The sequence below is a fragment of the Coxiella endosymbiont of Ornithodoros maritimus genome (assembly GCF_907164965.1).
Classification (GTDB): Bacteria; Pseudomonadota; Gammaproteobacteria; order Coxiellales; family Coxiellaceae; genus Coxiella.
Genome location: NZ_CAJRAM010000038.1, coordinates 1 through 23,303, shown reverse-complemented (window position 1 = coordinate 23,303; position 23,303 = coordinate 1). Strand labels below are relative to the sequence as shown.

The window sequence follows — 23,303 nt, the reverse complement described above, 5'->3', positions numbered from 1 at the left end:
TTTAACGCCTAAAGAAGAGGGTCAAGTTGTTTTTGAGATCGTGAATACTTTCTTTTAAAAGTGGCGGTCGTATACTTCTGCACAGGCTTTATTAGCAATAACAGCCGCCGTTTTGGTAACTCCCCGGCTTTGAGACGACGTGCGGACTCGGCTGTATCATGCTGTATCATTCTCTCCGATAAGGGGGCAGCCCAAAAATTGGCTGCTAAAAATTCACGGCATTGGTTTAAGGCTTGAGGATGTGAATGAACTTCAGTAATTGCCTCGAAGTCTATCCAAGGAAAGGCGATTAAATTTTGACTGATAGAGGGATATGAAACATATCGATAATCGTGCAGCGGTATTTCGCCAACGCTTTAACGCTCTCAATTACGGTGCCACCTTGCGCATTTTCCATTGCAAAAATACCGAAGTTGATTTCTTTATTTTCGATAGCGCGTAAAACATTTCATATGAAATCATATATTTAACCGCAAAATCATCCATATGATCCATATGCTGTTTTTTCGCAAATTCTTGAGCCGCAATTTCAGAAAAACTGCCCTTTGTACCTTGGATGCCGATTGATTTCATTTTTTTAATTCTGGATAACTGTCAATTTGCAGATCCCGACATTTTTTCATAACTGTTTTAAAAATAGTAGCGATTGCTTTCGCGCTTAAGGGCCGCTTGTTATGAGTGGTAATCCTTTCTAGGATTTCAGCTTCCCGTTCAGGTCGGTAGAATTTAGTGAGTTCGCCTTCTTTTGCAACTTTGCTTTTAGTAATTTTTAGCGTGTAGGATGCTCGTAAATTGAGAAAATCGTAAATTTGATAATTGATTTCATCAATTTTTTTTGCAGTTCAAATAAGGCTTTGCTGCCATTCAGCATGATGTTTTCTCTTTTCGCTGTGTTGGCGCCGAATAATAACAGCTTGTGCCAGTTTTTCCAACGCAATTTCGGTATCTTCCCACGAGATACAAGCATCGGTGATGCTCTGCCCATAGGTTAAAGTTTTTCCGGATTCGAGGGTTTGTTTCCCTTAAACTAAATTACTTTCAATCACGGCGCCCAATAAATAAGGGCTGCCTTGGGTAATTTGATCGTATAAGGCGTCAACAACTCGCATTTGATTTTTGTGGTTTTTTCGGCTATTGCCGTGGCTACAGTCAACCATCACCGAGGAGGGTAAATCGTTAGCTTTGAGTTTCAGAATGGCTTCTTCAATGGATTTGGGGTCATAGTTGGTGCTCTGGGAGGAACCGCGCAAAATCACGTGACTGTCAGGGTTTCCTTTTGTACTGATAATAGCAGCGATGCCTTGTTTGGATACCCCTAAAAAATGATGGGCTTGTTGGGCGGCCAACACTTGCATCGATGGTGATTTGTACATTGCCAGTGGTACTGCTTTTGAAGCCAATAGGGATTGAAAGGCCGGAGGCTAGTTCTCGGTGGGTTTGGCTTTCGCTCGTGCGAGCCCCGATGGCGGACCACGAAGTTAAATCAGAAATATACTGGGGTGTGTAATGGTGTCTAGAAATTCGCTTCCGGTAGGAACCCCGATTTGATTAATGTCGAGTAGTAAACGCCGGGCGACCCGCAGCCCTTGATTAATGTGGAAACTTCCATCGAGGTGGAGGTCGTTAATCAAGCCCTTCCATCCAACAGTCGTTCGGGGTTTTTCAAAATAAACGCGCATGATGATGCACACAGTTCCTTAGTGTGTCGATCAATACAGCGTTTGAGCCGATTAGCGTATTCGAGGGCGGCTTTAACGTCGTGAATGGAGCAAAGGGGCCAAGGACTACTAACAAACGGTAATCTTGGCCGTGAATGATGTCTCTGGCAGCTAATCGAGTGAGGTTGACGGTTGAAGCTACAGCGGCTGTGATGGGCAGCTCTTCGATGAAAAGGGCGGGGAGGATCAGGGGGTGGATGGCTCTTATTCTTAAATTGTCAGTTTTCTGCATGGCATTAGCTACTCTAGTTTAAAGTTATTACGGCGGATTTTTTATAAGGGTGAGGACAGGTGAGTTAGCGCTTAAGCGCTAAAGTAGGGAAAATCGAAAATAAGGGAATTTCTATGATTTTGTTTCATATCGAATTTTTTAACATCTCGTTTTAAACTTGTCAAGAAGGGAAATTTCAGGGTCTGTTTACAATCCTTCTACTTTGATATAATTTATTGATTTACTGTGCTCGGCTGTTGACAAATTGTAAGTAGGCCCTGATTTTAGGCAGCAATTTATTAAGAAAATTCTATTCTTTACTGGAAGGGAATATTTTTTCATTTGAGCAAAGGAGTAAGAAAAATGAAAATGAAATTCCTTGAAAAAGGCCTTTTCGGCGTTTTGGCGCTTCCTTTATTAGCATGGTGTACGACGCGGCCCCCTCACACCCACGACCTCTACCTCACTCATCTAGCTAGTTGGCACAATTATAAGTGTGTTGTCCATGATGCTCATGTACCTTCTTATCATACGATAGATTGGGCAGTGACGGAACATCAAGCCCGTCTAAATGGTTTGGCAAAATGTCGTGCTCATAGCCTGCAACCAGCCACTTGCCATGTCGTACACTGTCATGTTGCAAGATAATTTCTAGCGACGTGAGTGCTCTCCTAGGGCTGTCATCTTTTCCTTAAGGTGCTAAGATGATAGCCGAATGGAGGCTAATTTGGAGAAAAGTATGAAAAGGAAACCGCTTGTTTCAGGGTTTCGTTTTGTTTTGGGTATTATAGGCCCTATTATCTTAGGCGGTTGTAAACACTCAACCTTGGTTATAACTCAACCTATTTCTTGAGTGCATCACATTTCACCGGCGCCTCAACCTTAATGGTATACTTGTTACGTTAAAAATCGCGTTCGTGCTGGCCTTTGGAGTTGGACAGCCCACCGCCGTTTCCATGCAAAAGCGCGTGCTTTTAACCGGTGTCATCGCTTCAGTGGAAAACCGGCCACTTGTTATTTCAGCTATTGCCACCGGTGGTAGAGAGAAGTTAATCAAATAGATGCAAGAACCATGCTATACGTTTCTAATTCCTTGTAAATAAGCATTTTCATCATCATTATTATCAGAATTGTCGCTTCATCTCCGTGTCTCGGAGAGGTTTGGGCTCTGCTTGTTTTGAATATTTTCGGACTCAAGAAAATGAAAGGTCTGAGGATTGTTGATTGGGTCAAGCGTATTCCAGTTGAGCTTCTGGTTGAGCACGACCTAATAAATATCCGAGTGTGGTATATATCATTATTTTTCCTGCACTGCTGGTAATTTCTGAAAGAAATACAGTCCACTGACAAGGCTCTTTGAGATAAAAGACCTCAGGGTTGGGTCCAAGGGAAGGACTACTTAGTTGGAAAGTTGTCTCCACAAAAACCTCCAGGACGTTCCCTAAATATTATTATTAAACAAATAATTGCATTGAATCAAGGGTTGGACTGTAAAACTCTAAAAAAGATATTACCTCTCTAAAAAATACGATAATACGTGTTCAGTCTAACATTTTATTATTAAAAAAAACTTAATAATTCAGTGCCTTCGCTCACTAGGTCACCAGGGCGACAAAATACAGATTTTACAACGCCATCCTTCGATGCAGTTATTGTGTGTTCCATTTTCATCGTCTCTAAAATAAGAAGGCGGTCGCCTTTTTTAACGTTTTGTTCCGCTGTTACGAAAATTTCAATGACGGTGCCAGGCATAGAAGCAATAAATTGGTTTTCGATTGTTGAGCTGTCGGTAGAGTGTGTTTTAGGATTGTAGCGAGCGATGGTGAAATGATTTCCTTTATAAAAAATATGCCAGTTATCTGCATCATTAATAACGAACGCTTTGTAATTCTGCTTGTTGTAAGTAAATTCAACTAAATGATTGGTTTGTTGAAATTGAGAAAGAGAAATTTCTTTATTCTTTAGCAGCAGGTTATAGCCCTCGAGAGAAGGAGTTATTTTAATATCGAATGTTTTTTCTGTATCCCAAAAGCGTAAAATTTGGGCGGGACATCTGGATAAGCGCCAACCATCGCGAGCAAACCACGGTGAAAATAGATCGTCGGATTGGGCGGCAAATTCTTTGGCTTGTTTTTTTTGCTGTTGTAATTCAGCTAAAGCTGAAAAAAATAAAACTTCGTTGGGAATTATTTTTTCAAGGTTATTTAATGATGTTTCCTCGATTAGGGTCGTGTAGATATTAGCTTTTTTAAAGTCACGATTTGTACAAATTTGGTGTAAAAAAGAAATATTAGTATTAACGCCCACAATAAAGGTATTTTCCAGTGAGGTTTTCAGCCGTTGCAGAGCGGTGGAGCGATTCTCATCATGGACAATCAATTTCGCCATCAAGGGATCATAGTAAGGATTGATCGTATCGCCTTGAACAACGCCTGTATCTAATCGCACATTTTTATTTTCTTTCGGTGAAGAGAAAAAAACAATTTTACCGCTGGAGGGAGAGAAATTATTAGCGGGGTCTTCAGCATAGAGTCGAGCTTCAAAAGCATGGCCTTTGGCTTTAATTTGTTTTTGTGAAAGGGGAAGTATTTCGCCTTGAGCAATCTTTAGTTGCCATTCGACTAAATCTAATCCGGTAATCATTTCGGTGACGGGATGTTCAACTTGTAAACGAGTATTCATTTCCATGAAATAAAAATTTTCCATTTTATCGACGAGAAATTCGACCGTTCCTGCCCCGACGTAATTAACAGCTTTAGCAGCTTTTAGAGCCGTTTCACCCATTTTTTTTCGAGTCGGGTCACTTAAGCTCGGTGCGGGGGCTTCCTCAATAATTTTTTGGTGACGCCGTTGAATCGAACAATCGCGGTCAAACAAATACACGCCGTTTCCCTTTTGATCGATAAAAATTTGCACTTCTATATGCCGAGCCGGATTGATGTACTTTTCAAGAAAAACCGAATCGTCATCAAAACTGGATTTAGCCTCACGCTTAGCCGATTGCAAAGCGTGTTCGAGTTCGTTGGCAATCGTTACTAAGCGCATTCCTTTTCCACCACCGCCAGCGGAGGCTTTGATAAGAAGAGGAAAACCTATTTTTTTAGCTTGTTTGGTTAGTGTTTTAAGGTCTTGTTGTTTTTCTTGATAGCCAGGTACAACGGGAACGCTTTCTTTTTCCATTAAACGTTTTGCCTCTCGTTTATCTCCCATCGCAGCAATAACAGCGGGAGGCGGGCCGATAAACGTAAGTCCTTTTTGGTGGCAAAGGGCCGCGAATTTTTCATCTTCCGCTAAAAATCCGTAACCAGGATGGATCGCATCCGCGTTTGTTTGCATTGCAATATTGATTATTTTTTCTCGGTTTAAATAACTTTTTGCTGCTGGCGGGGGGCCGATTAAATAACTTTCATCGGCTAAGCGGACGTGCAATGCGTTTTTATCGATTGTTGAATAAAGTGCAATAGTTCTAATATTCCATTTTTTAGCGGTTTTAATAATCCGACAAGTGACTTCGCCCCGATTAGCGATGATTAACTTTCGAAACATTTTAAATTTTTCCTTTCAAAAATTTTTGAATGCCTTCGCGGGCTTCTGAGGAAGTGAGAATATCAGTCATCAGTCCAGCCGTTTGTGAGACAATATTTTCTGTGATCGGGCATAAATCGTTGAGTAATTGTTTAGCTACACATAAAGCGTGCGGACCATTTTTTATAATTAATTGAGCCATACGATGCCCGATTGAAAGTAATTCGGTTTTTTCATCAATGACTTGATGAATAAGACCTATTTTTTCTGCCGCAACTGCGTTAAATACCTCAGCCGTTAAAAAATATCGGCGGGCGGAGCTGTATCCGATAGAACGAATAACATAAGGAGCAATAGTGGCGGGAACTAAACCTAATTTAACTTCAGAAAAGCAAAATTGTGAGTCTTTGGCTGCAATGGCAATATCGCAACAAGCAACCAATCCTACACCGCCGCCCATGACACAACCTTGGATTAAAGCAATTGTCGGTTTGGATAAGCGACTTAATAGCTGTAACAAGTCGGCGAAGGCAAGTGCATCGGCTTCATTTTCTTCACTCGTGAATTCAACCATGCGCTTCATCCAATTTAAATCAGCGCCTGCACAGAAATTGGAACCCTCGGCTTTAATTATTATAACCCGGCTACTTTCTTCTTCGTCGGCTTGCTGCAAAGCACATTTTAATTCGAAAATAACCTGCTCGTTAAAAGTATTGTGTTTATCAGGACGATTCAAAGTGAGCGTAGATACACTGTTTTTGCTATCTTTCTGAATAAAATCAAATTGAGTCATTCATTCATCCTCTCTTCAGTTACATACGCAAAACCCCAAAATGCGTTTCAGAAATTGGCGCATTTAAACTCGCAGAAATACATAATCCCAATACACGCCGAGTATCCAACGGATTAATAACGCCATCGTCCCATAAGCGAGCGCTGGAATAATAGGGATGCGCTTGGGCTTCGTAGTTTGTGCGAATATTATCTCTGAATTGTTTTTCTTCGTTCTTATCCCATTTTTCACCCTGTCGCTCCATTTGATCTCGCTTCACTTGAGCGAGGACATTTGCTGCTTGTTCCCCTCCCATAACGGCAATTCGCGCGTTGGGCCACATAAATAAGAATCGCGGACCATAACCGCGACCGCACATAGCATAATTACCAGCGCCGTAACTGTTACCAATAATAACCGTAAACTTTGGCACTTCGCTGCAGGCCACCGCATGAACCATTTTTGCACCGTGTTTGGTAATACCGGTATTTTCATATTTTTTACCAACCATAAAGCCTGTAACATTTTGAAGAAAAACGAGGGGAATCTTGCGTTGACTACATAATTCAATAAAATGAGCGCCTTTTAGGGCTGATTCTGAAAATAGAATGCCATTATTAGCAATAATCCCCACAGGATAACCGTGAATATGTGCGAAACCACAAACCAGTGTGGTGGCATATAACACTTTAAATTCTTCAAACCGAGAACCATCAACTAAGCGTACAATAATTTCGCGGACATCGTAAGGTTTGTGCGGATCAGCGTTGATAATGCCCAATATTTCTTCAGGATCGTAAGCGGGTTCTTCCGCGGGTTGGATTGAGAGAGAAAAGTGTTTTTTTCGATTTAAATGGCTGACGATCTGTCGCGCTATTTTTAGAGCGTGCTCATCATTTTCAGCAAAATAATCAGCGACCCCAGAACGCTGGCAATGAACATCGGCGCCGCCCAACTCTTCGGCGGTCACGGTTTCACCGACAGCCGCTTTGACTAAGGGAGGGCCGCCAAGAAAAATAGTCGCTTGGTTTTTAACCATGACGGCTTCGTCAGCCATCGCAGGGACGTAGGCGCCGCCAGCGGTACAATATCCCATGACAACTGCAATTTGAGGAATATTTTTAGCGGACAATCGCGCTTGATTATAAAAAATCCGGCCAAAATGATCTCGGTCGGGAAACACTTCATCTTGCTTTGGCAAATAAGCGCCGCCGGAGTCAACTAAATAAACACAGGGCAAATGATTTTCTTCAGCAATGTGTTGAGCGCGCAAATGTTTTTTTACGCTGATGGGATAATAAGTGCCTCCTTTAACGGTTGCGTCATTAGCCACAATCAGGCATTCTTGTCCGGTGATTTGTCCGATACCGGTGACGACACCGCCGGCGGGGGCTTCGTCTTTGTAAAGCTGATAGCCAGCGAGCGAGGATAGCTCCAAAAAGGGAGAACCCGGATCGAGTAGATGATCGATCCGTTCTCGCGCCAATAATTTACCTTGTTCACGTTGACGCTGTCGGTATTTTTCAGGCCCGCCGTTTTTGATTTTAGCGAGCAAATTTTCCAGCGCATTTATTTGAGATGTTATGGCAGCTTTGTTAGCTTCAAATTCTTCGCTAGCCGTTTTTATTTTGGAAACAATTTTTGGCATACTTCTGTCCTCAGTTCTGTCCTCTGAACAGGAATCGCTGTTGCTTCGCCGCCGCCGTGGATGTTGATCCTAATTATGGGCAAGGCCGATTTCTTTTACCGCGGGCATGGTGACAGCAGCAAACGCTTCATTGATTTTAAATAAATCCACTGCTTCTTTTTCCAAGAATTTTTTAATAATCCGAATCCGCGAATAGCGTCGATCGGAGCAGTGGTCAACCAACTAGGATCTTCTGCGTAAGTAAAATGCTCGATGATTTTTGCCGGCGGCTGGATATTTAATTTTTTTGCTTCTAATAGACGAATTAATGTAACGGCAGCAGTGCCATCGGAAATGGAACTGGAATTATCAGCGATTACAGCGCCATCGGCTTTAAGAACAGGTTTTAATTGAGGAATTTTTTCTGGATTGGCTTTCATGGCATTTTCATGATGATCCGCAGTCAAGGTTTCTCGTTGATGACTGATTGTTATCGGTACTATTTCCGAGGGTGAAGCTGCCGTTTTCGTTAGCTTTTTAGCACAAAGCAACGATTCGATTGCAAATTTATCCAATGCTTCGCGGGTAAATTGATATTTATCCACGCATTTTTTGGCAAAGATCCCCATCGCTTTTCCCTTGTCGTACGCATCTTCCAATCCATCAAGCATCATATGATCGTAAATTCGATCGTGTCTCAAACGGTAACCGAACCGCGTTTTCATCACTAAATAGGGCGCACGAGACATATTTTCCATTCCAGCCGCGATAATATGTGGGTAGGAGCCGGCGAGTATTTCATCGTGCGCTAGCATAATTGCCTTCATTCCTGAACCACACATTTTATTGATGATTTTTATTGATGATATAGTGCAAGGGTGCTCACGGGAAAACCTGCTTTGAGTGCGGCTTGTCTCGCCGGAGGCTGACCTTGGCCGGTGGGTAAAACGCAGCCCATGATAACTTCATCAATTTCCACGGCTTGCAAGGCAGCACGCTCAACTACCGCTTTAATAACTGCGGCCCCTAATTCTGGTGCCGGCATCTCTTTAAAATAACCGCCGTAATGATCCATGGGCGTTCGTGCTGCACTTACAATAACAATGGGGTTTTCCATTAATGTTTTCCTTCTCGAAATAATTCCCGCCCAACAACGATTCGACGAATTTCCGAAGTGCCGGCGCCGATCTCGTATAATTTAGCGTCTCGTAAAAAGCGTTCGACAAGGAATTCTGTAATGTATCCATTGCCACCGAGGCATTGAATCGCCTGAAGGGCGACTTGAGTCGCATTTTCCGCAGCAAACATGAGAGCGCTGGCAGCGTCTTTGGAATAAATTTTTCCCGCATCGGCGCTTTGTGCGATGGCGTATAAATACGCGCGGCTTGCGTTAAGAGCGGTGTATATATCAGCTATTTTTGCTTGAATTAATTGAAATTCGCCGATGGGTTTTTTAAATTGTTTGCGCTCATGAACGTAAGGTAAAACCGTATCAAGACAAGCCTGCATTAATCCCAGTGGCCCGCCTCCTAAAACTAAACGTTCGTAATCTAGGCCACTCATGAGTACGGAAATACCTTTATTTAATTCTCCCAAAACATTTTCTTTAGGTACTTCGCAATGATCGAATACCAGCTCGCAGGTATCTGATCCTCGCATACCCAATTTATGAAGCTTTTGAGCGATTCGATAACCGGGGAACTCTTTTTCAATTAAAAAAGCAGTAATGCCGCGTGAACCTGCTCCGGGATCGCTTTTTGCATAGACGATGACAACATCAGCTTCGGGGCCATTAGTTATCCACATTTTTGTGCCATTCAAAATGAATACATCGCCTTTTTCTTCGGCGCGAAGCCGCATACCCACCACATCCGACCCGGCCTCGGTTTCACTCATCGCTAAGGCGCCGACGTGCTCGCCATTGATAAGTTTAGGCAAATAGCGTTTTTTTTGGCTCTCAGTGCCGAAGCGGTTAATTTGGTTAACACATAAGTTAGAGTGAGCGCCGTAGCTTAAACCTACAGAACCGGAAGCACGGCTGATTTCTTCCATAGCGATGACGTGAGCAAGGTATCCCATTTGGGAACCACCGTATTCTTCATTTACAGTAATACCAAGAACCCCTAAATCGCCTAATTTTGGCCATAGATCACGAGGAAATTGATTGTTGGCATCGATGAGAACAGCGCGGGGGGCAATTTCTTCACTGGCAAATTGTTGCACAGCTTTGCGCAACATCTCAATGGTTTCTTCAAACTGGAAGGATGGGCCGTGAATCATGTTATGATTACCTTTAGTTACAATCCTCTCTTTGTGAAAGAGAATTATTTAAAAGATGTTTATTTTAACCATTGAGCATGGAAGATAACAATGATAACAACGACTAAGGCTCCCTTAATATCAAGCTGGGTTCATAGCTTTGAAGATTATCAGGCGATGTTCGATTTAACAGATACAGAGTTTGATCGTAAAATTTTAGATTACCCTGCTACTGTATCGAGCTTTAATGCTGAAATGCTTAAAGCAGGGTACGATAAGGTTATTAGCGCTGATCCTCATTACGATTTAGAGCCGATGGACATGTTAAAGCATGTGGATAATGTCATCCAACGTTTAGCGACGCAACTCCATCACTACGCGAATCGTATTCATACGGAAGGAGAAAAAACATTAGAAGACATTCTGGCCCTTTCGAATCAGTACGCCCAAATTTTTGTGACGGATTATTCGCAAGGGCTAATTGAAAATCCTTATCAAGTCGCTCATTTACCGCATTTGCCTTTTGCCGATTTTCAGTTTGAGTTAGATTTGTGTGCAGACTTGGTATTTCGGAATGAAACGGACTTACCGCAATTAGCGATTATGGAATTGTGTCGTATTACGCATGAGGTACGCATTTTTCCGTTGTTGGATGAGCAGGGTAAGGTATTGGACACATTAGACCCGCTCATCCTTACTTTACAAGAGAAAAATTATGGCATTGAAGTGCGCAAAGTCCCCTATAAATTACAAAGAGGGAGTAACGCCATGTTACGGTTATGGGCGAGAGAGTGCGTTTTATGATTTATCGGTATTTGCGTCCTTGGTTATTTAAATTAGAACCAGAAACGGCACACGCACTGACCTTAAATTATTTGAAATGGTTTTATTGCTACCGGTTGATTAATCGACGTTTGCGACGTTTTCCTCGAAAGCTAACCCTTGTATTTGGGATTGAATTTCCAAATCCGGTGGGATTGGCTGCCGGGTTGGATAAAAATGGCGAATACATGGATGAGCTATTAGGATTAGGCTTTGGTTTTATTGAGGTTGGAGCTGTTACACCTAAGCCACAACCGGGTAATTCCAAACCGCGAATCTTTCGCTTACCTCAAGCCCGAGCTCTAATTAACCGAATGGGTTTTAATAACTTGGGGGTGGATTATTTAGTGGAGCAATTAAAAAGGAGAAAAGTTAAAGGAATTGTCGGTGTTAATATCAGTAAAAATTTGACAACGCCTTTGGAGAAAGCACATGAAGATTATCAAAATTGTTTTGAAAAATTATACAGTTATGTTGATTATGTTACAATAAATATATCTTCTCCTAACACACCCAAATTACGCCAATTGCAATCCGAACGTTATCTAGTTAATTTGTTGACTCGATTGAAAGAGGATCAGCGTCGCTTGGAAGATCAATATCATAAACGTATGCCGCTGCTTTTAAAGATCGCACCGGATTTAACTCCTGAAGAAATTCAAACGATTGCCACGCTAGCATTACAGCATCGAATAGAGGGTATTGTGGCTACAAATACTTCAAACTCTCACCAAAGTGTTGAAAAATTACCGAATGCAAATGAAGAGGGGGGGCTTAGTGGTAAGCCGCTTTTTCCAATGACTTTGCAGGTGGTTAAACTGTTGCATTCTTTTCTTGGCGATGAGATTCCTATCGTTGCTGTTGGGGGTATTTTTTCAGGTGAAAATGCACAGACTCTAATAAACGCGGGAGCCCGCTTAGTTCAGCTTTACACGGGTTTGATTTATGAAGGGCCTGAAGTTATAAAGGATATCTTGGAGTTTTTGACCCTCTCTCGCCAGACGAGAGAGGGTATAAATTAGGCGTCTGATAGCGCCACTAACATCAGGGGTAACAGCAGGCTCTACATCTTTCATTTTCTGTATTAACATTTTGATTGTCAATTGCCTTTGGCGTGAAAAATTCTAAGGCGTGCTGTCCGCCATGTTGTAAGAATTCTCCTGCGCCGGTCAGCGTTTCTATGCTAACAAGTATTACCCATGGCTATTTTAAGTCCCATAGCTGTTTTATCCCAATAGTAAAAAGTGCTTAATAACGCTGGGGACGCATGGATTAAACCCGCGCCGGAAGCGGCGAAACATAGTAAGGCTAATTTTCCTTTTGTATTTTTTTGCCAGACTTCTTTAAGCGTTTGAGGGAGCGAACGGACGTGATCGAGATGAGCAACGGCGCGATGGATTGAGAGTCCTAAAATACTTAAAATTTCTTTCCACCCTTTAGTTTTATTTGAAAGTAAAAAACTTTCAGGAAGATGCGTCCCGCTTAAACCCAGAAAAGTAAAAAATAATACAGCTTTGTTTTGGATAAAGCCTTTGCGTTCACCTGTGTGGGTAACTCTTGCCGTAAATTTTTCGACTTCCTCCTGACTCCAAATATTTATTATCCTGTGAGAGACCGGTATGAGCGCATAGCGGCCCCACAGGAAAATCGTGGGTAGAAAAGTTAACTTTGTAGAGGTATTAAAAAAATCTATTAATGATTTACTTTGCTACCACAATTCATAACAAGCAAAACCGAAGAAGGGTAAAGGGTAAAGGGTAAATAGTTGCGCTTCCTTTAACAATAGTTGATATTGTGGAGGTTCGGTTTAGCAAGGCATTAGTTGTTTGTGAGTGATTTTTTGAACTGTAATTGTTAGGTGAATCAATTCCTGGTGAGGGTAAAAGAGGTTCATGGGCTGGATCGTGGTGATCATGGGTATGCTCGAGGTGGTTTTTATTTTAAAAAATTCTGAAAATAGTACGATTATTGCTAGTATTAAAAATTTTACATCCAACGTTTCCTCGGCTGCTGCGTTATAAAAGGTTAAACCGGATATGAGCGCCATGGATAAGCTGAGAAAAAGAGAAATTTTTTATTCATATTATTCATAAGACTTATTCATAAGACAACTCCTGATAATTAATCAACGCGAATGATAATCATTTTTATTTGTGAGAGCAATTTAATTTTGATATAAAAAAGATAAAGTTAGAAAAATTAATTTACCTTTAAGAAATGTCATGAAAAAATATCTGTTCCCTAATTTTTTATTTTTTGTTTTTGTAGCGAGTCCACAGGCTTCAGTTTTGCAACGGGGAAGTTATTATGAGGTTTGTTTCACGCCGTATCAAAATTGCACTGGGAAAATTGTGAAAATGCTTAGTCAGGCGAGGCAAAGTATTTATGTACAAGGTTATTCATTTAGCTCCGATCCTATTGCGAATGCATTAGTTCGAGCAAAGAAACGCGGAGTTAAGGTATTGGTGATTTTAGATAAAAGTCAGTTTGCAGGAAAATATTATTCTTCGACGAGGTATTTAATCCGCAATGGAATACCTGTATGGGAGGATTTTCAATTGGATATTGCCCACAACAAGATAATGATTGTTGATAAAGCCGTCGTCGAAACAGGGTCGTTTAATTACACGGTGTCTGCCCAACATTATAATGCCGAAAATGTGTTAATTATTCATAGTAAAACATTGGCTCACCGATACCTTGTTAATTGGTATCGCCGCCAAAAAGCCTCTAAATATATCAAAAAATATTAGGGCCTGCTTATAATGCACTATACTGGCTAGAATTCATTGATTTTTAGTAGCAGCGCAGCGTACATAGAAGTACGTTGCAGGAAAGCGATAATTGGCTGGCAGATGCGTCCTAGACCAATAAACTAGATTGAGGATGACTGGAAGAGGACAGTAAGAACGGGAACATTGCTAATCCAACAGTGCTAATAATGCCAAAAATACTGAGGCTGCTGCCTACAAAGTATAACTTTGGGAAGCGGCGTATAAAAACAAACGCGAAAAATGTGCCAGCAAATCCTAACAAAGGCGCCAACTATAAAATTAGGATAGTTAATAAAGTTAGTGAGTCACGCTCCTTTTTGCACTTCGACCGCTTTCATTAATGGATTTGAAAATTCTGCAGGGTTAATTCCCGAGGTGACTACATAACCTTTAACGCCATAGATAACCCACACACTGCTGATAGCAAATCAAGGAATAACTAAAAGCGGCATGATCCACGCCGTAATCAATGCGCGGTGCTGTAATTCTTTTTTCGTTTTGATGCTAAAAAAGTAGCTTTCTTGCATCATCATCATGGCGAGGGCTAATATAAGCCACAGAGAAGCGCGAAAGGGTTAAGCAATGCCCTCAAAGTGCTCGTATAAACTGAGCGTAATTCGGTCGTAAAATAAAAAGGTACCCCTTGGATTACCATTGCCCACGGTAATCCCAAATAGAACGCCAGGCTTTATTTTGAATTTTGCTTCCGTATTTAAAACCTATTGGGCGGCAAAATAAGCGTCAGTAAAATTAAGTAGTATAGCGAAATAAAAACTGGAAAAAGCAACGGCGCCCAGAAAAGGCGGCGGGGCTAATAAAACCCCGCCGCCTAAAATAAACCAAACTTGGTTGCCCTCCCAGACGGGTCTCATGATATTGAGAATAATCTGGCGTTCAGTATCGGTTCGTCCTAAAAAAGGTAATAGACTGGCAGTGCCAAGATCGAATCCATCCATGATTACAAAATCGCTTATCAGAAAACCGATAATCCTCCACCAAATGATACGTAAAGTGGCGTATTTAATCATGCTGTAGACTCCAATTTTTTATTGAAGCCTGAATATTGAGCGGCAACTCCATTTACTATAATAATAAGGAAAGAGCGTGGTTATTAATTGGGTTGCGCGTGTTGAGAAATCTTTAATTATTTCTTTTAATGGCCCCAAATTTTGTTTTTGTGGATTGATTCCTTTAAAACTTTGGGCTTTAGGGTTTTTTTGTTCTTTTGCCAAATAGTTCGGGTTTGAAAAAACGCCTTGATCGAGATTAATCAGAAAAGTTAGTTTGGGAAAATAAATGACTTTTCATTTTTGCAATTGTTCGATCATTTCTGGTTGTACTTCTTTTGCTGGAGAAGGATTCGAAGACATAATATCGTAAGAAATGATCTAAGACATAATAAAATCCTTTAATCGCGAGATTAGCATGGCTTGCCAAATCTCATCCCCCATTGTAAATTTGATTCAACATTCTCTCAATTCCTACTCAGGAGAAAAACTATGTCCATTGAAGTCGGTCAGAAGGCACCTATTTTTACACTGCTTACGGATGAAGGCGAAATGTTATCACTGGATCATTTAAAAGGTAAAAAGGTTATTTTGTATTTTTATCCTAAAGACGATACGCCAGGGTGTACCAAAGAAGCGTGTGGGTTTCGCGATCTCTGGTCCCAATTATCGAAGACCGGAGCTGTTGTTTTAGGTGTTTCAAAAGACAGTGTTAAAGCTCATCAAACATTCAAACAGAAATATAATTTGCCATTTACTCTGCTATCCGATAAAGACAATACTGTTTGCGAACAATACGGTGTGATGGTTGATAAAAATCGATTTGGAAGGAAGTACAAAGGTATTGAACGCACGACTTTTCTTATTGATGAAGAAGGGGTGATTTCGGCTGTTTGGCCTAAAGTTAAGGTGGACGGTCACGTCGCTGAAGTTGTAGGAAGACTGTAATGAAAAGGATTTTGATTAGCGGCGCTAATCGTGGCATTGGGCTTGAGTTTTTGAAACAGTATCTTGCAGCATGTGGGCAGGTTGACGGTTGATAGAAGGATAAAAAGCTTTTAATTCACTTTTTGAATTGGCAGCAGAAAAAAAGCAACCGCTTACGCTGCACGAGTTGGATGTATTAGATGAAAAAGCAACACAAGCATTGGACTAGCGCTTGAAAAATGAGGGGATCAATATTCTGTTTAATAATGCTGGCGTTAGTGCTAAAAATTTACGTGAATTCGAATCTATTCATGACATTGAGAGAGCTTTTGAGGTATTAAAATAAATACTATTGCGCCATTATTGATGGCGCAGGTGCTGCTAGAATCAGTCGAAAAATCAGAAAAAATTAAGCATTAATATGAGTATCGCGATGGGTAGTATTATTGAGAATGTCAACGAATTATTATGTTTACCGTGATAGTAAAAGCGCGTTGAATGCGATAACAAAATCCTTGGCCATCGATTTAAAGCGAAGAGGTATTACGTACGGGTAAGTTCCATAAATCCAACTTGGCTGAGAACGGATATGGGCGGTGAGCAAGCACCGTTGGACGTGATTAGTTCCGTGAGGGGAATTAGGGAAGTCATTGAGCGGGTTGGTATGAAATCGACTGCGCATTCTTAAGATACGACGATTGAAGCGAATTGAAAGTTATCGCTGCGAATAGAAAAACTTTATTGTCATCGAATGATGGAAGATTTAAATAAGCAACAAAATAACAAACCGCCTGAAACAACTAAAGCTGCAAAAGTTAATCGACTGGCATTGCAAATTGTTGGAGGAGATGTTCCTTATGTGGGAGGTATTTTTTCAACTATTACGAATACCTGATCTGAAAAAGATAGTTACAAACGCATTTAGTTGATAGCCCTTTGAGGACCCTCGAAAAATTAACACCCACCGGTATTTTTATAACCTATTGATTTCATGGTGGCCAGAGGCAGAATCGAACTGCCGACACGAGGATTTTCAGTCCTCTGCTCTACCGACTGAGCTATCTGGCCGCCCAGGGGGCTTATAGTGCTTGAGGTTGGGGGTTAAGTCAATATCATTTCTCGGTTCCAAGTTTATGCTCGGTCCAGGTTTTGAATCCACCTTTCATTTCCATGACGGGGAGCTTTGGTTCGGCAAACTTTACCGCGGCTTGGGCGGCGAGGTGGTAGGCTTGTGAATAGCAATAAATAATATTCCTCTTTTCTTTGTCTCATTTTTCAGCGGTTTTTCCCATTCGTTAGAAGGTAAATTAATAGCGCCGGGGACGTGGCCTTTTTTATACTCCTCGGGGGCGTGGACATCCACTACTTGAATCTTTGTGCATTCTTTTTAAGCATCCCGGAGCCTTCTACAGGCCCCGTGGTAAAAGCCATTTTTCTCTCAAAAAATTCTTTTGCCTTTTGCGGATCTTGGGTTAAAGATGGATTCATAATAATCCTCATTGAACTTAAACTAAAAGATAAGAATATTTTGGTACATTTTTCTGTTTCCAGCAAATAGAGACATAACTATGGTATTGGTTCTTCCTATTTACTCGCTAAACTCCTTCAAAATAAACTTTAAGGAGTTGTGATGTTAAGAGGTCTTTGTTTCTTTTGTCTCTGTTTTTGTATGATGATCCTCAGCTATGGCCAGGGAAAATACTTCCTTTTCGGTCCTGATGAAGATGAGAATATCAATGGTGTTTGTGTATACCTTTATGATGGGGTATTGGCAAGGGAGACTTATTGTTTAAATTTTGATAACGTTTCTTGCGTGCCGCTGGAACAAGCTCCAAATTGTCCGAAGGGTGATATCTTCAAAGATCACGGGACCTGCGTAGCAGTTGCTTTTCAAAGTGAGCCCAAGTCCATTAGTAGATGAGCAATTTTGCTGTCAGCACGTTCCCGTGTTCTAAAAAGACAGTGGTGCAGAGACTTATCATCCGATGTAAATTATTCCTTTTCAGAGGTGTAGCCGGCTGGCTTTTCGCTTCCGGTGCCAAAAAGGAAGTTTATCATTTCCTGTTCGAGGAATTGACGGGCTTTGGGGTCAATGAGGCTTAGGCGATACTCGTTAATAAGCATGGTTTGGTGTGACAACCAGGCTTGCCAGGCCTGTTCAGAAATATGGTTATAAATACGCTCACCCAATTCGCCGGGGTAGGGGGAATAGTTAAGAGCATCGGCTTCTTTACCTAATTTTTGACAAATAATACGTCGAGTCATAACACAGCAGTCTGTTGGATTAATTGTTTCAATAGACGGGCTACTGGAGCCGCAATACCGCCCGGTAGTGCTGAATGTTCTTTATACCAAATCTGGGGAGGACATTCCATCACTCGAGGCTGTCTTATTTTGATTTGTAATAAAACGGGTTTGATTTCGAATTCGAAGTGGCTGAACTGATGGAAAATAGAATTCCATCGTTCGCAGATAAGAGCTTCAAAACCGAGTTTGGTTTGGCACCATTTTTCAATATCCTCTTCAGTGGGGCACTCCGGAAAGCTCCATAATCCTCCCCAAATCCCGCTGGGGGGGCGCTTTTCAAGTAAAATTTCTCCCCGGGAGCTTCGAAGCAATAATAAATAAGCCGCTTTTTGCGTCCGTGCAGTTTTAGCTTTTTTAATAGGAAAATTCATTTGTTGTGAGAGACGATGAGCTTTGCAACTCGATTTTAACGGACACAACGAACACTTGGGCTTCGTTCGTGTACAAATCATCGAGCCGATATCCATCATGGCTTGATTGTAATCCCAACAGCGGTTTCGTGGGGTATATTTTTCAGCTAAGTTCCATAAAATATTAATTCCAACCTGTTGATTAATTGGAATGTCAAGAGCATTGTAACGTGCAAGAACCCGCTTGAGGTTACCATCTAAAATAACAGCGTACTGATGCATCCCTAAGGATAAAACAGCGCCGGCGGTTGAGCGGCCAATGCCTGGTAGGCTTGATAAGGTTTTTAGGGTTGAAGGAAAGTGGCCATGATAAGTCATATGAATAATTTGAGCCGCACGATGTAAGTTGTGTGCACGGGCGTAATACCCCAAGCCTGACCAATGGGCGAGAACTTCATCAAGCGGGGCTAACGCAAGAGCTCCTATGCTGGGAAATCGTTTAATAAACCGCTCAAAATAAGGGATGACTGTTGAAACCTGCGTTTGCTGCAACATGATTTCAGACACCCATACGCGATAGGGGGTCAGTTTTTTTTGCCAAGGAAGGTCATGACGGCCGTAGCGGTCAAACCAGCGTAACACCCCTTGTGCAAATTGTTTAGGATCCATTCTAATTAGCGAAAGTAATTGTTTAAATTTAATTTTTTAATTCCGCCGGTGCATTGCTTTACTTTTTTCTCAAGTTCATTAGTTAATATTTTACTAGCCAGGGTTGAAAAATCGGGTCGAATAGTCGGTGAATTAACCGTCCCATGGATGAGAATAGGCACTTCAAACTGAGGAGGGGCGCCCGATTTTGTGTACGCTGTGGTTAGCGTGTAATTGATGCGGTTGTCCATCAAATTTATCGTGCCAAGTCCCTTCGCGGTAATTGGGGCCGCATTCATTTTGAGATCGTTGTTATTTAGAATCCCATTTTTAACCATATAAGTTCCTGTCAAATTTGAAAAGGCCGTTGTCTTAGAATTTTTTAATTGAGACACTGATCGATGAGTTAATAACGCGTTGGCTTGTGCAAGGAACCCATTAATATTAATACCCCAAATAGTCCCATTCTGAACGGCAAATTTACCGCTTCCATTTAAATGACTTAAAAACTCCTCTTTAGAGTTACCTGAAGTGGTTAATACCGTATCAAAAGAGAATTGACCTGCTAAAGGAGACTTTCCTCGTAACGCGGTAAGCAGTTGTTTTAAATCGGTGTTTACGGTTCCTAATTTAATGGATAGCCTATGAGGCGTTTGTAGTTGATTAATTTCTATTTTTCCATTTAGCTGCATATTCGCTAATTTTAAATTGAGCGGAGAGATAGAGATATTTTGTTGATTGAGATTCACGGTTAAGTTGGTAACAATATTGACAGGCACTGGTGGTAAGCTAGGTCGCAGGAGAGTACCGTTAAACTTTATGTTAGAGAGACTGTAATTAGACTGTTGAAAATTTAAATCAGCATCAGCAGTAAGAGTAGTATTGAATGTGTTTTTGGATTGATTCGAAGCTAAGGTAAATTGCATTGACACAGGGAAATTAACAGCATTTCCAATATGGCCAGTTGTTAAATTTATCCCTTTTAAAGAAGTTATCGAGGACGATTTTTGATCAATTAAATTAATAGTTGTATTACTAATATTAATACCAGCGATTTTTAATTCGCTAACCGGAGGCACCATCTTTCTATTAGCATCGGTTGTATTTTTAGAATTGTTTTTGGTAATAGCTGAATGATTCCATTGCGCCCAATTGTCTTTCCCGCTTTTGTGTTTAATCAAATTAATGGTGGCTTTATCCAGCGTAATTTTATCCAATTCAACGCGGCCCATTAAGAGAGGCCAGAAGTGTACTTTAATTTTAATTTCTCCAATGCTCGCTAAATTTGTGCCTTGAAAGTCGACGGGATTGCTCAATTCAACTTGCTTGAGGTCAACACCTAAACACGGGATGAAAAACCATCCAAGGTTTCCTTTCAACATTAAATGGCGGCCCGTTTGGTTATATACGTAGTGGTCAATACGGTCTTTATAGTCGTTGGAGTTTAGAAGCTTGGTCAAGGCTATAACTGAGATAGCGGATACCAGAAATAAGGCTACAACCACGGTGACTAGAATCTTGATAAAAGTACGCATAAAAGGGCCCTTCAGTGAATCGATTAAGCGGGTGATGGGAGTCGAACCCACGTTCTAAGCTTGGGAAGCTTATGTTCTACCATTGAACTACACCCGCAAAAATTCATAGAATGCTACCTAATTCAGAGTGGAGAATCTAGTTAGAATGAATGAGAAGTTGATTAAAAAGCAATCAATTAGAAGTTTTGTGCGCAGGGAAGGGCGATTAACAACCTCACAAAAACGAGCGTTAGAAACTTTATGGATGAAGTATGGGATAATATTTACTGAAAAGAAAATTGTTTTTGAAGAAATTTTTAGAAATTCTTTCAATGTTATCTTAGAAATTGGTTTTGGTAATGGGTCGTCATTGCTTGCAATGGCGAAATCGCATCCAAATCTTAATTATTTGGGCGTTGAGATTTACCGTCCCGGCATTGCTTCGCTTCTGTTGGGTTTGAAAAAAGAGGGTATTACCAACCTTCGTATTTGCCAGGAAGATGTTGTTTCGGTATTAAAATACAGTATCCCAGAGGATTCATTAGCTGGCATTCATATTTTCTTTCCCGATCCTTGGCCAAAAAAGCGTCATCATAAACGCCGTTTGATTCAAGCTGATTTTGTGGCTTTGATGGTGCAGAAATTAAAGCCGGGTGGGAAATTGTATTTAGCAACTGATTGGGAAAATTATGCTTTGCAAATGATAAATGTGTTGAGTCACTTCGATAGTTTGAAAAATAAAGCGGGCCCAGGGCAGTTTTTGTTTCAGAATGAGGATCGTATGACGACCAAATTTGAAAGACGGGGGAAGCGCCTGGGTTACCGGATTTGGGATTTAGGCTTTGTGCGATTATCACCTGAATCCCGCGGCCGAGGCGCAGGATGACGACGGGGCGGCCGAGGGATAGCAATAGGAGCTTAAAATTTTTAAAAATAAAGATCGAACTGTGCCGTTACCACGTTGTCGCTTTTACCCAGACCAACAACGATCTTGGCTGGGGTTGGATTGGTTCCTGTGGAAATCGCATTGCGCGTATAATTCACGTCGTGACGATATTCCAATGCAAAGTTAGTGTCCTTCCAAATATTAACATTGTAGAAAAAACTGTAACGATCCTGCGCTAGAGCTACGGCCAATGCTTGGGTGGTGTGACCGTAAGCGATGCCGATGGAGCTGGGCTTTGAGCTGGTTTTGATCATGTAATTTGCTTCAGCATGAAAGGCGGTTGGACGAGCGCCTCGGTTTGCAAAATTGACATCATGGATATCAAATCTCTTCAGAGCATCAACGTATTCTGCAATAAATACTACTGGTTTGATAGCTAATGATCCATAAACACCCAGCGCCGGTACTCGGTGTCGCAATGTTTCATTATCTAAAAATGCCATTGCCTGCATTCCTTGCGAATCTGCTAAGTTAGAGATAAAGCTAGCGCCTATTTCACCACTAACGCGATCGCCATCACTAAACTCATACCCGACATCAGTTCCCCATTGATTATTGTGATTAGTGCGGTAAAAATTATTTGTGAGGCCTGGATAACCATACAACTCCGCGTGTAACGCATTGTTGCCGGTTTGTTGATAGCCTAACGTTATCGCCCGGGCACGTGTTCGACCCAGCGCTTGAGTCACTGGGGTAGTGATCATCATGCTGCTATAGCGACCAAAGGGAACATACACTTGGCCGACGCTGAGATAAAATGGAAATTGGCTTAAATTTCCAATCATGATGAAAGCCCGATTCATAAAAACACGGGAAGCATCTGAAAGCTCATCGGGATCATAATCGAGAGCCATATAACCCGATATCCAAGGATTGGCTTGGACATAAGTATCAAACTCAGCACCACTAAAATTAATATTGGCATTTCTTGAACCTGCGTAAGTACTTCCATATGAAGTTTGGCCTTCTAACTTTCCGCTAAAAACCACGCGGGGCATTTCGGGAAGGGGCACCCCTAATGCACGACATTCTTCTTCCAATTGGTGCTGTAATAAAAGCAAACGAACATCTTCACGGACGGTAGGAATGTTAATAACTAAATCAGAGGCATCAAAAGCGGGTGTTTTATGCAAGTAAGGACCAATGCTTAAGGGCGACAAGCGGTATTTACAGGATTTCTTCGAACATTTTCGATCGGGTGCTTTTTTCTTTTGTCGCTCTTTCTTCTGTTGAGTACGCAACTCATTAATTTGAGCCTGAAGGTAATCGACACGTTTGGTGATTTGTTGCTTCGTGGTAGTGGGGGTACTAGCTAAAATCGTGCTTAACGCGCCAGAAACGCATAGGGTCAACGCGGAAATGATCAGTTTGGACATCATGGTTCTTTCTCCTCTTAGGATTTCGGGTGGAGTAACAACCCTGTCACAAGTCACTTCATATTTTTGTGTCCCACCATGGCTAAATTGTGCACTACTTGCACTACTACACTACTTAGTTATTTGTTACGTATATATCATACTGATTAGCGATAGAGCAAGCCTAAAGTTTAATCCGGGTGCGATTAGAAGTGTAGGTTTTCTATACCACCTTGCGGGCCCAGTGGCTAAGTAACCTAATGAAAAGTGCCCCTCCTTAAAGAGGGCGTTATAATGCGCCAACATAGAGTTTCTATTTTTAAAAAAAGGAGCAGGGCCATGAAAGATATTAAAATACTTGGTGTTGGTATTTATTGCAAAAGGGGTTTTTCAACTGTGTGGGATTGATGAGTGGGGTAAGGTGATCCACACGAGAGGGGTTAGGCGCTCAATATGTGTCCACTGTGGCAAGGCCTTAAGGTGGCTTGTGTGGTTGATAGAAGCGTGTGGAGGCGCGAACCATTGGTATCGGGTTCATGGG

General features: G+C 41.4%; 20 protein-coding genes, 2 tRNA genes and 10 pseudogenes. 11 read left to right on the top strand and 21 right to left on the bottom strand.

Features of this window, described 5'->3' with window-relative positions; translation table 11 throughout:
* Positions 1–8 precede the first annotated feature (8 nt).
* The 5 genes and pseudogenes from OWO34_RS04565 to OWO34_RS04555 all read right to left on the bottom strand — a co-directional run bounded on the left by OWO34_RS04565 (position 9) and on the right by OWO34_RS04555 (position 1,950).
* Positions 9–260, bottom strand: a complete 252-nt coding sequence (locus OWO34_RS04565; RefSeq protein WP_267256717.1) for a prephenate dehydratase domain-containing protein — start codon at positions 258–260, stop codon at positions 9–11.
* Positions 261–289: 29 nt separating this feature from the next.
* Complete coding sequence (locus OWO34_RS09520; protein ID WP_323808267.1) at positions 290–397, bottom strand: hypothetical protein; 108 nt, start codon at positions 395–397, stop codon at positions 290–292.
* Positions 370–573 carry a type 2 periplasmic-binding domain-containing protein gene (locus tag OWO34_RS04560; protein ID WP_267256699.1) on the bottom strand — a complete coding sequence of 68 codons (204 nt, stop codon included), beginning with the start codon at positions 571–573 and terminating at the stop codon, positions 370–372. The genes OWO34_RS09520 and OWO34_RS04560 overlap by 28 nt, the downstream gene beginning before the upstream one ends.
* The gene (locus tag OWO34_RS09770) at positions 570–809 is read right to left on the bottom strand and encodes a chorismate mutase (protein ID WP_407647518.1); all 240 of its coding nucleotides are present in this window, start codon (positions 807–809) and stop codon (positions 570–572) included. The genes OWO34_RS04560 and OWO34_RS09770 overlap by 4 nt, the downstream gene beginning before the upstream one ends.
* Positions 810–842: 33 nt before the next feature.
* Positions 843–1,950: pseudogene (locus tag OWO34_RS04555) on the bottom strand (3-deoxy-7-phosphoheptulonate synthase).
* Between the two features lie 342 nt (positions 1,951–2,292).
* On the opposite strand from OWO34_RS04555, the gene OWO34_RS04550 reads away from it, so the two are divergent.
* A complete protein-coding gene (locus OWO34_RS04550) occupies positions 2,293–2,577 on the top strand; it encodes a hypothetical protein (RefSeq protein ID WP_267256698.1) in 285 nt (94 codons plus the stop codon).
* Between the two features lie 91 nt (positions 2,578–2,668).
* Positions 2,669–2,971, top strand: a pseudogene (locus tag OWO34_RS04545) (hypothetical protein).
* A 187-nt stretch (positions 2,972–3,158) separates the two neighbouring features.
* On the opposite strand, the gene OWO34_RS09515 reads toward OWO34_RS04545, so the two are convergent.
* The 6 genes and pseudogenes from OWO34_RS09515 to OWO34_RS04515 form a co-directional block, all read right to left on the bottom strand.
* A complete protein-coding gene (locus tag OWO34_RS09515) occupies positions 3,159–3,350 on the bottom strand; it encodes a hypothetical protein (RefSeq protein ID WP_323808266.1) in 192 nt (63 codons plus the stop codon).
* Between the two features lie 139 nt (positions 3,351–3,489).
* Complete coding sequence (locus OWO34_RS04535) at positions 3,490–5,475, bottom strand: acetyl/propionyl/methylcrotonyl-CoA carboxylase subunit alpha (RefSeq protein ID WP_267256697.1); 1,986 nt, start codon at positions 5,473–5,475, stop codon at positions 3,490–3,492.
* 1 nt (position 5,476) lies between these two features.
* Positions 5,477–6,247, bottom strand: coding sequence for an enoyl-CoA hydratase-related protein (locus OWO34_RS04530; protein WP_267256696.1), 771 nt, complete (start codon positions 6,245–6,247; stop codon positions 5,477–5,479).
* 19 nt (positions 6,248–6,266) lie between these two features.
* Positions 6,267–7,874 (bottom strand): carboxyl transferase domain-containing protein, encoded by a 1,608-nt coding sequence (locus OWO34_RS04525; protein ID WP_267256695.1) that lies wholly within the window; start codon positions 7,872–7,874, stop codon positions 6,267–6,269.
* Positions 7,875–7,900: 26 nt separating this feature from the next.
* Positions 7,901–8,970 (bottom strand): annotated as a pseudogene (locus OWO34_RS04520) (acetyl-CoA C-acyltransferase); the annotation flags it as partial.
* The gene (locus tag OWO34_RS04515) at positions 8,970–10,133 is read right to left on the bottom strand and encodes an isovaleryl-CoA dehydrogenase (RefSeq protein ID WP_267256694.1); all 1,164 of its coding nucleotides are present in this window, start codon (positions 10,131–10,133) and stop codon (positions 8,970–8,972) included. The pseudogene OWO34_RS04520 and the gene OWO34_RS04515, both read right to left, overlap by 1 nt.
* A 90-nt stretch (positions 10,134–10,223) precedes the next feature.
* Between OWO34_RS04515 and OWO34_RS04510 the strand changes: the two genes are divergently transcribed.
* The gene (locus OWO34_RS04510) at positions 10,224–10,916 is read left to right on the top strand and encodes a hypothetical protein (protein WP_267256693.1); all 693 of its coding nucleotides are present in this window, start codon (positions 10,224–10,226) and stop codon (positions 10,914–10,916) included.
* Complete coding sequence (locus OWO34_RS04505) at positions 10,913–11,956, top strand: quinone-dependent dihydroorotate dehydrogenase (protein ID WP_267256692.1); 1,044 nt, start codon at positions 10,913–10,915, stop codon at positions 11,954–11,956. Before OWO34_RS04510 ends, OWO34_RS04505 begins: the two co-directional genes overlap by 4 nt.
* 6 nt (positions 11,957–11,962) lie before the next feature.
* Here the strand turns inward: OWO34_RS04505 and OWO34_RS04500 are convergent.
* Positions 11,963–12,981: pseudogene (locus OWO34_RS04500) on the bottom strand (hypothetical protein); the annotation flags it as partial.
* A 175-nt stretch (positions 12,982–13,156) separates the two neighbouring features.
* Here OWO34_RS04500 and OWO34_RS04495 point away from each other — a divergent pair.
* The gene (locus OWO34_RS04495) at positions 13,157–13,687 is read left to right on the top strand and encodes a phospholipase D family nuclease (protein WP_267256691.1); all 531 of its coding nucleotides are present in this window, start codon (positions 13,157–13,159) and stop codon (positions 13,685–13,687) included.
* Positions 13,688–13,799: 112 nt separating this feature from the next.
* Here the strand turns inward: OWO34_RS04495 and cydB are convergent.
* Together cydB and OWO34_RS04485 are read right to left on the bottom strand one after the other, a co-directional pair.
* Positions 13,800–14,736 (bottom strand): annotated as a pseudogene (gene cydB / locus OWO34_RS04490) (cytochrome d ubiquinol oxidase subunit II); the annotation flags it as partial.
* A 27-nt stretch (positions 14,737–14,763) separates the two neighbouring features.
* Positions 14,764–15,078, bottom strand: a pseudogene (locus OWO34_RS04485) (Kdo hydroxylase family protein); the annotation flags it as partial.
* 129 nt (positions 15,079–15,207) lie between these two features.
* Here OWO34_RS04485 and bcp point away from each other — a divergent pair.
* From bcp to OWO34_RS04470, 3 genes and pseudogenes are all read left to right on the top strand, one after another.
* Complete coding sequence (gene bcp / locus OWO34_RS04480; protein ID WP_267256690.1) at positions 15,208–15,663, top strand: thioredoxin-dependent thiol peroxidase; 456 nt, start codon at positions 15,208–15,210, stop codon at positions 15,661–15,663.
* Positions 15,663–16,330 (top strand): annotated as a pseudogene (locus OWO34_RS04475) (SDR family oxidoreductase). The gene bcp and the pseudogene OWO34_RS04475 overlap by 1 nt, the downstream one beginning before the upstream one ends.
* Positions 16,331–16,393: 63 nt before the next feature.
* Positions 16,394–16,537: a hypothetical protein gene (locus OWO34_RS04470; RefSeq protein ID WP_267256689.1), complete on the top strand. Its 144-nt coding sequence runs from the start codon at positions 16,394–16,396 to the stop codon at positions 16,535–16,537.
* Positions 16,538–16,634: 97 nt separating this feature from the next.
* Here the strand turns inward: OWO34_RS04470 and OWO34_RS04465 are convergent.
* A tRNA-Phe gene (locus OWO34_RS04465) sits at positions 16,635–16,710 on the bottom strand.
* A gap of 44 nt (positions 16,711–16,754) precedes the next feature.
* Positions 16,755–17,196: pseudogene (locus tag OWO34_RS04460) on the bottom strand (rhodanese-like domain-containing protein).
* Between the two features lie 76 nt (positions 17,197–17,272).
* Between OWO34_RS04460 and OWO34_RS04455 the strand changes: the two are divergent.
* A pseudogene (locus OWO34_RS04455) lies at positions 17,273–17,597 on the top strand (hypothetical protein).
* 37 nt (positions 17,598–17,634) lie between these two features.
* Here the strand turns inward: OWO34_RS04455 and OWO34_RS04450 are convergent.
* From OWO34_RS04450 to OWO34_RS04435, 4 genes are all read right to left on the bottom strand, one after another.
* A complete protein-coding gene (locus tag OWO34_RS04450; protein ID WP_005768500.1) occupies positions 17,635–17,907 on the bottom strand; it encodes an oxidative damage protection protein in 273 nt (90 codons plus the stop codon).
* The gene (gene mutY, locus OWO34_RS04445; protein ID WP_267256688.1) at positions 17,904–18,968 is read right to left on the bottom strand and encodes an A/G-specific adenine glycosylase; all 1,065 of its coding nucleotides are present in this window, start codon (positions 18,966–18,968) and stop codon (positions 17,904–17,906) included. Before mutY ends, OWO34_RS04450 begins: the two co-directional genes overlap by 4 nt.
* 5 nt (positions 18,969–18,973) lie before the next feature.
* Positions 18,974–20,482: an AsmA family protein gene (locus tag OWO34_RS04440; RefSeq protein WP_267256687.1), complete on the bottom strand. Its 1,509-nt coding sequence runs from the start codon at positions 20,480–20,482 to the stop codon at positions 18,974–18,976.
* A gap of 26 nt (positions 20,483–20,508) precedes the next feature.
* Positions 20,509–20,579, bottom strand: a tRNA-Gly gene (locus tag OWO34_RS04435).
* A gap of 48 nt (positions 20,580–20,627) precedes the next feature.
* Here OWO34_RS04435 and trmB point away from each other — a divergent pair.
* The gene (trmB, locus tag OWO34_RS04430) at positions 20,628–21,347 is read left to right on the top strand and encodes a tRNA (guanosine(46)-N7)-methyltransferase TrmB (RefSeq protein ID WP_267256686.1); all 720 of its coding nucleotides are present in this window, start codon (positions 20,628–20,630) and stop codon (positions 21,345–21,347) included.
* A gap of 41 nt (positions 21,348–21,388) precedes the next feature.
* On the opposite strand, the gene OWO34_RS04425 is transcribed toward trmB, so the two are convergent.
* Positions 21,389–22,786: an LbtU family siderophore porin gene (locus OWO34_RS04425; protein WP_456064370.1), complete on the bottom strand. Its 1,398-nt coding sequence runs from the start codon at positions 22,784–22,786 to the stop codon at positions 21,389–21,391.
* Between the two features lie 315 nt (positions 22,787–23,101).
* Between OWO34_RS04425 and OWO34_RS04420 the strand changes: the two are divergent.
* Positions 23,102–23,303: pseudogene (locus tag OWO34_RS04420) on the top strand (IS110 family transposase); the annotation flags it as partial.

What these genes read in the sequence shown, in the direction of transcription:
- OWO34_RS04550 (WP_267256698.1), top strand. Translation starts at nt 2,293, where the DNA reads ATGAAAATGAAATTCCTTGAAAAAGGCCTTTTCGGCGTTTTGGCGCTT.
- OWO34_RS04530 (WP_267256696.1), bottom strand. Translation starts at nt 6,247, where the DNA reads ATGACTCAATTTGATTTTATTCAGAAAGATAGCAAAAACAGTGTATCT.
- bcp (WP_267256690.1), top strand. Translation starts at nt 15,208, where the DNA reads ATGTCCATTGAAGTCGGTCAGAAGGCACCTATTTTTACACTGCTTACG.
- OWO34_RS04515 (WP_267256694.1), bottom strand. Translation starts at nt 10,133, where the DNA reads ATGATTCACGGCCCATCCTTCCAGTTTGAAGAAACCATTGAGATGTTG.
- OWO34_RS04470 (WP_267256689.1), top strand. Translation starts at nt 16,394, where the DNA reads ATGATGGAAGATTTAAATAAGCAACAAAATAACAAACCGCCTGAAACA.
- OWO34_RS09520 (WP_323808267.1), bottom strand. Translation starts at nt 397, where the DNA reads ATGGAAAATGCGCAAGGTGGCACCGTAATTGAGAGCGTTAAAGCGTTG.
- trmB (WP_267256686.1), top strand. Translation starts at nt 20,628, where the DNA reads ATGAATGAGAAGTTGATTAAAAAGCAATCAATTAGAAGTTTTGTGCGC.
- OWO34_RS04525 (WP_267256695.1), bottom strand. Translation starts at nt 7,874, where the DNA reads ATGCCAAAAATTGTTTCCAAAATAAAAACGGCTAGCGAAGAATTTGAA.
- mutY (WP_267256688.1), bottom strand. Translation starts at nt 18,968, where the DNA reads ATGGATCCTAAACAATTTGCACAAGGGGTGTTACGCTGGTTTGACCGC.
- OWO34_RS04510 (WP_267256693.1), top strand. Translation starts at nt 10,224, where the DNA reads ATGATAACAACGACTAAGGCTCCCTTAATATCAAGCTGGGTTCATAGC.
- OWO34_RS04535 (WP_267256697.1), bottom strand. Translation starts at nt 5,475, where the DNA reads ATGTTTCGAAAGTTAATCATCGCTAATCGGGGCGAAGTCACTTGTCGG.
- OWO34_RS04560 (WP_267256699.1), bottom strand. Translation starts at nt 573, where the DNA reads ATGAAATCAATCGGCATCCAAGGTACAAAGGGCAGTTTTTCTGAAATT.
- OWO34_RS04505 (WP_267256692.1), top strand. Translation starts at nt 10,913, where the DNA reads ATGATTTATCGGTATTTGCGTCCTTGGTTATTTAAATTAGAACCAGAA.
- OWO34_RS04450 (WP_005768500.1), bottom strand. Translation starts at nt 17,907, where the DNA reads ATGACTCGACGTATTATTTGTCAAAAATTAGGTAAAGAAGCCGATGCT.
- OWO34_RS04440 (WP_267256687.1), bottom strand. Translation starts at nt 20,482, where the DNA reads ATGCGTACTTTTATCAAGATTCTAGTCACCGTGGTTGTAGCCTTATTT.
- OWO34_RS04425 (WP_456064370.1), bottom strand. Translation starts at nt 22,786, where the DNA reads ATGATGTCCAAACTGATCATTTCCGCGTTGACCCTATGCGTTTCTGGC.
- OWO34_RS04495 (WP_267256691.1), top strand. Translation starts at nt 13,157, where the DNA reads ATGAAAAAATATCTGTTCCCTAATTTTTTATTTTTTGTTTTTGTAGCG.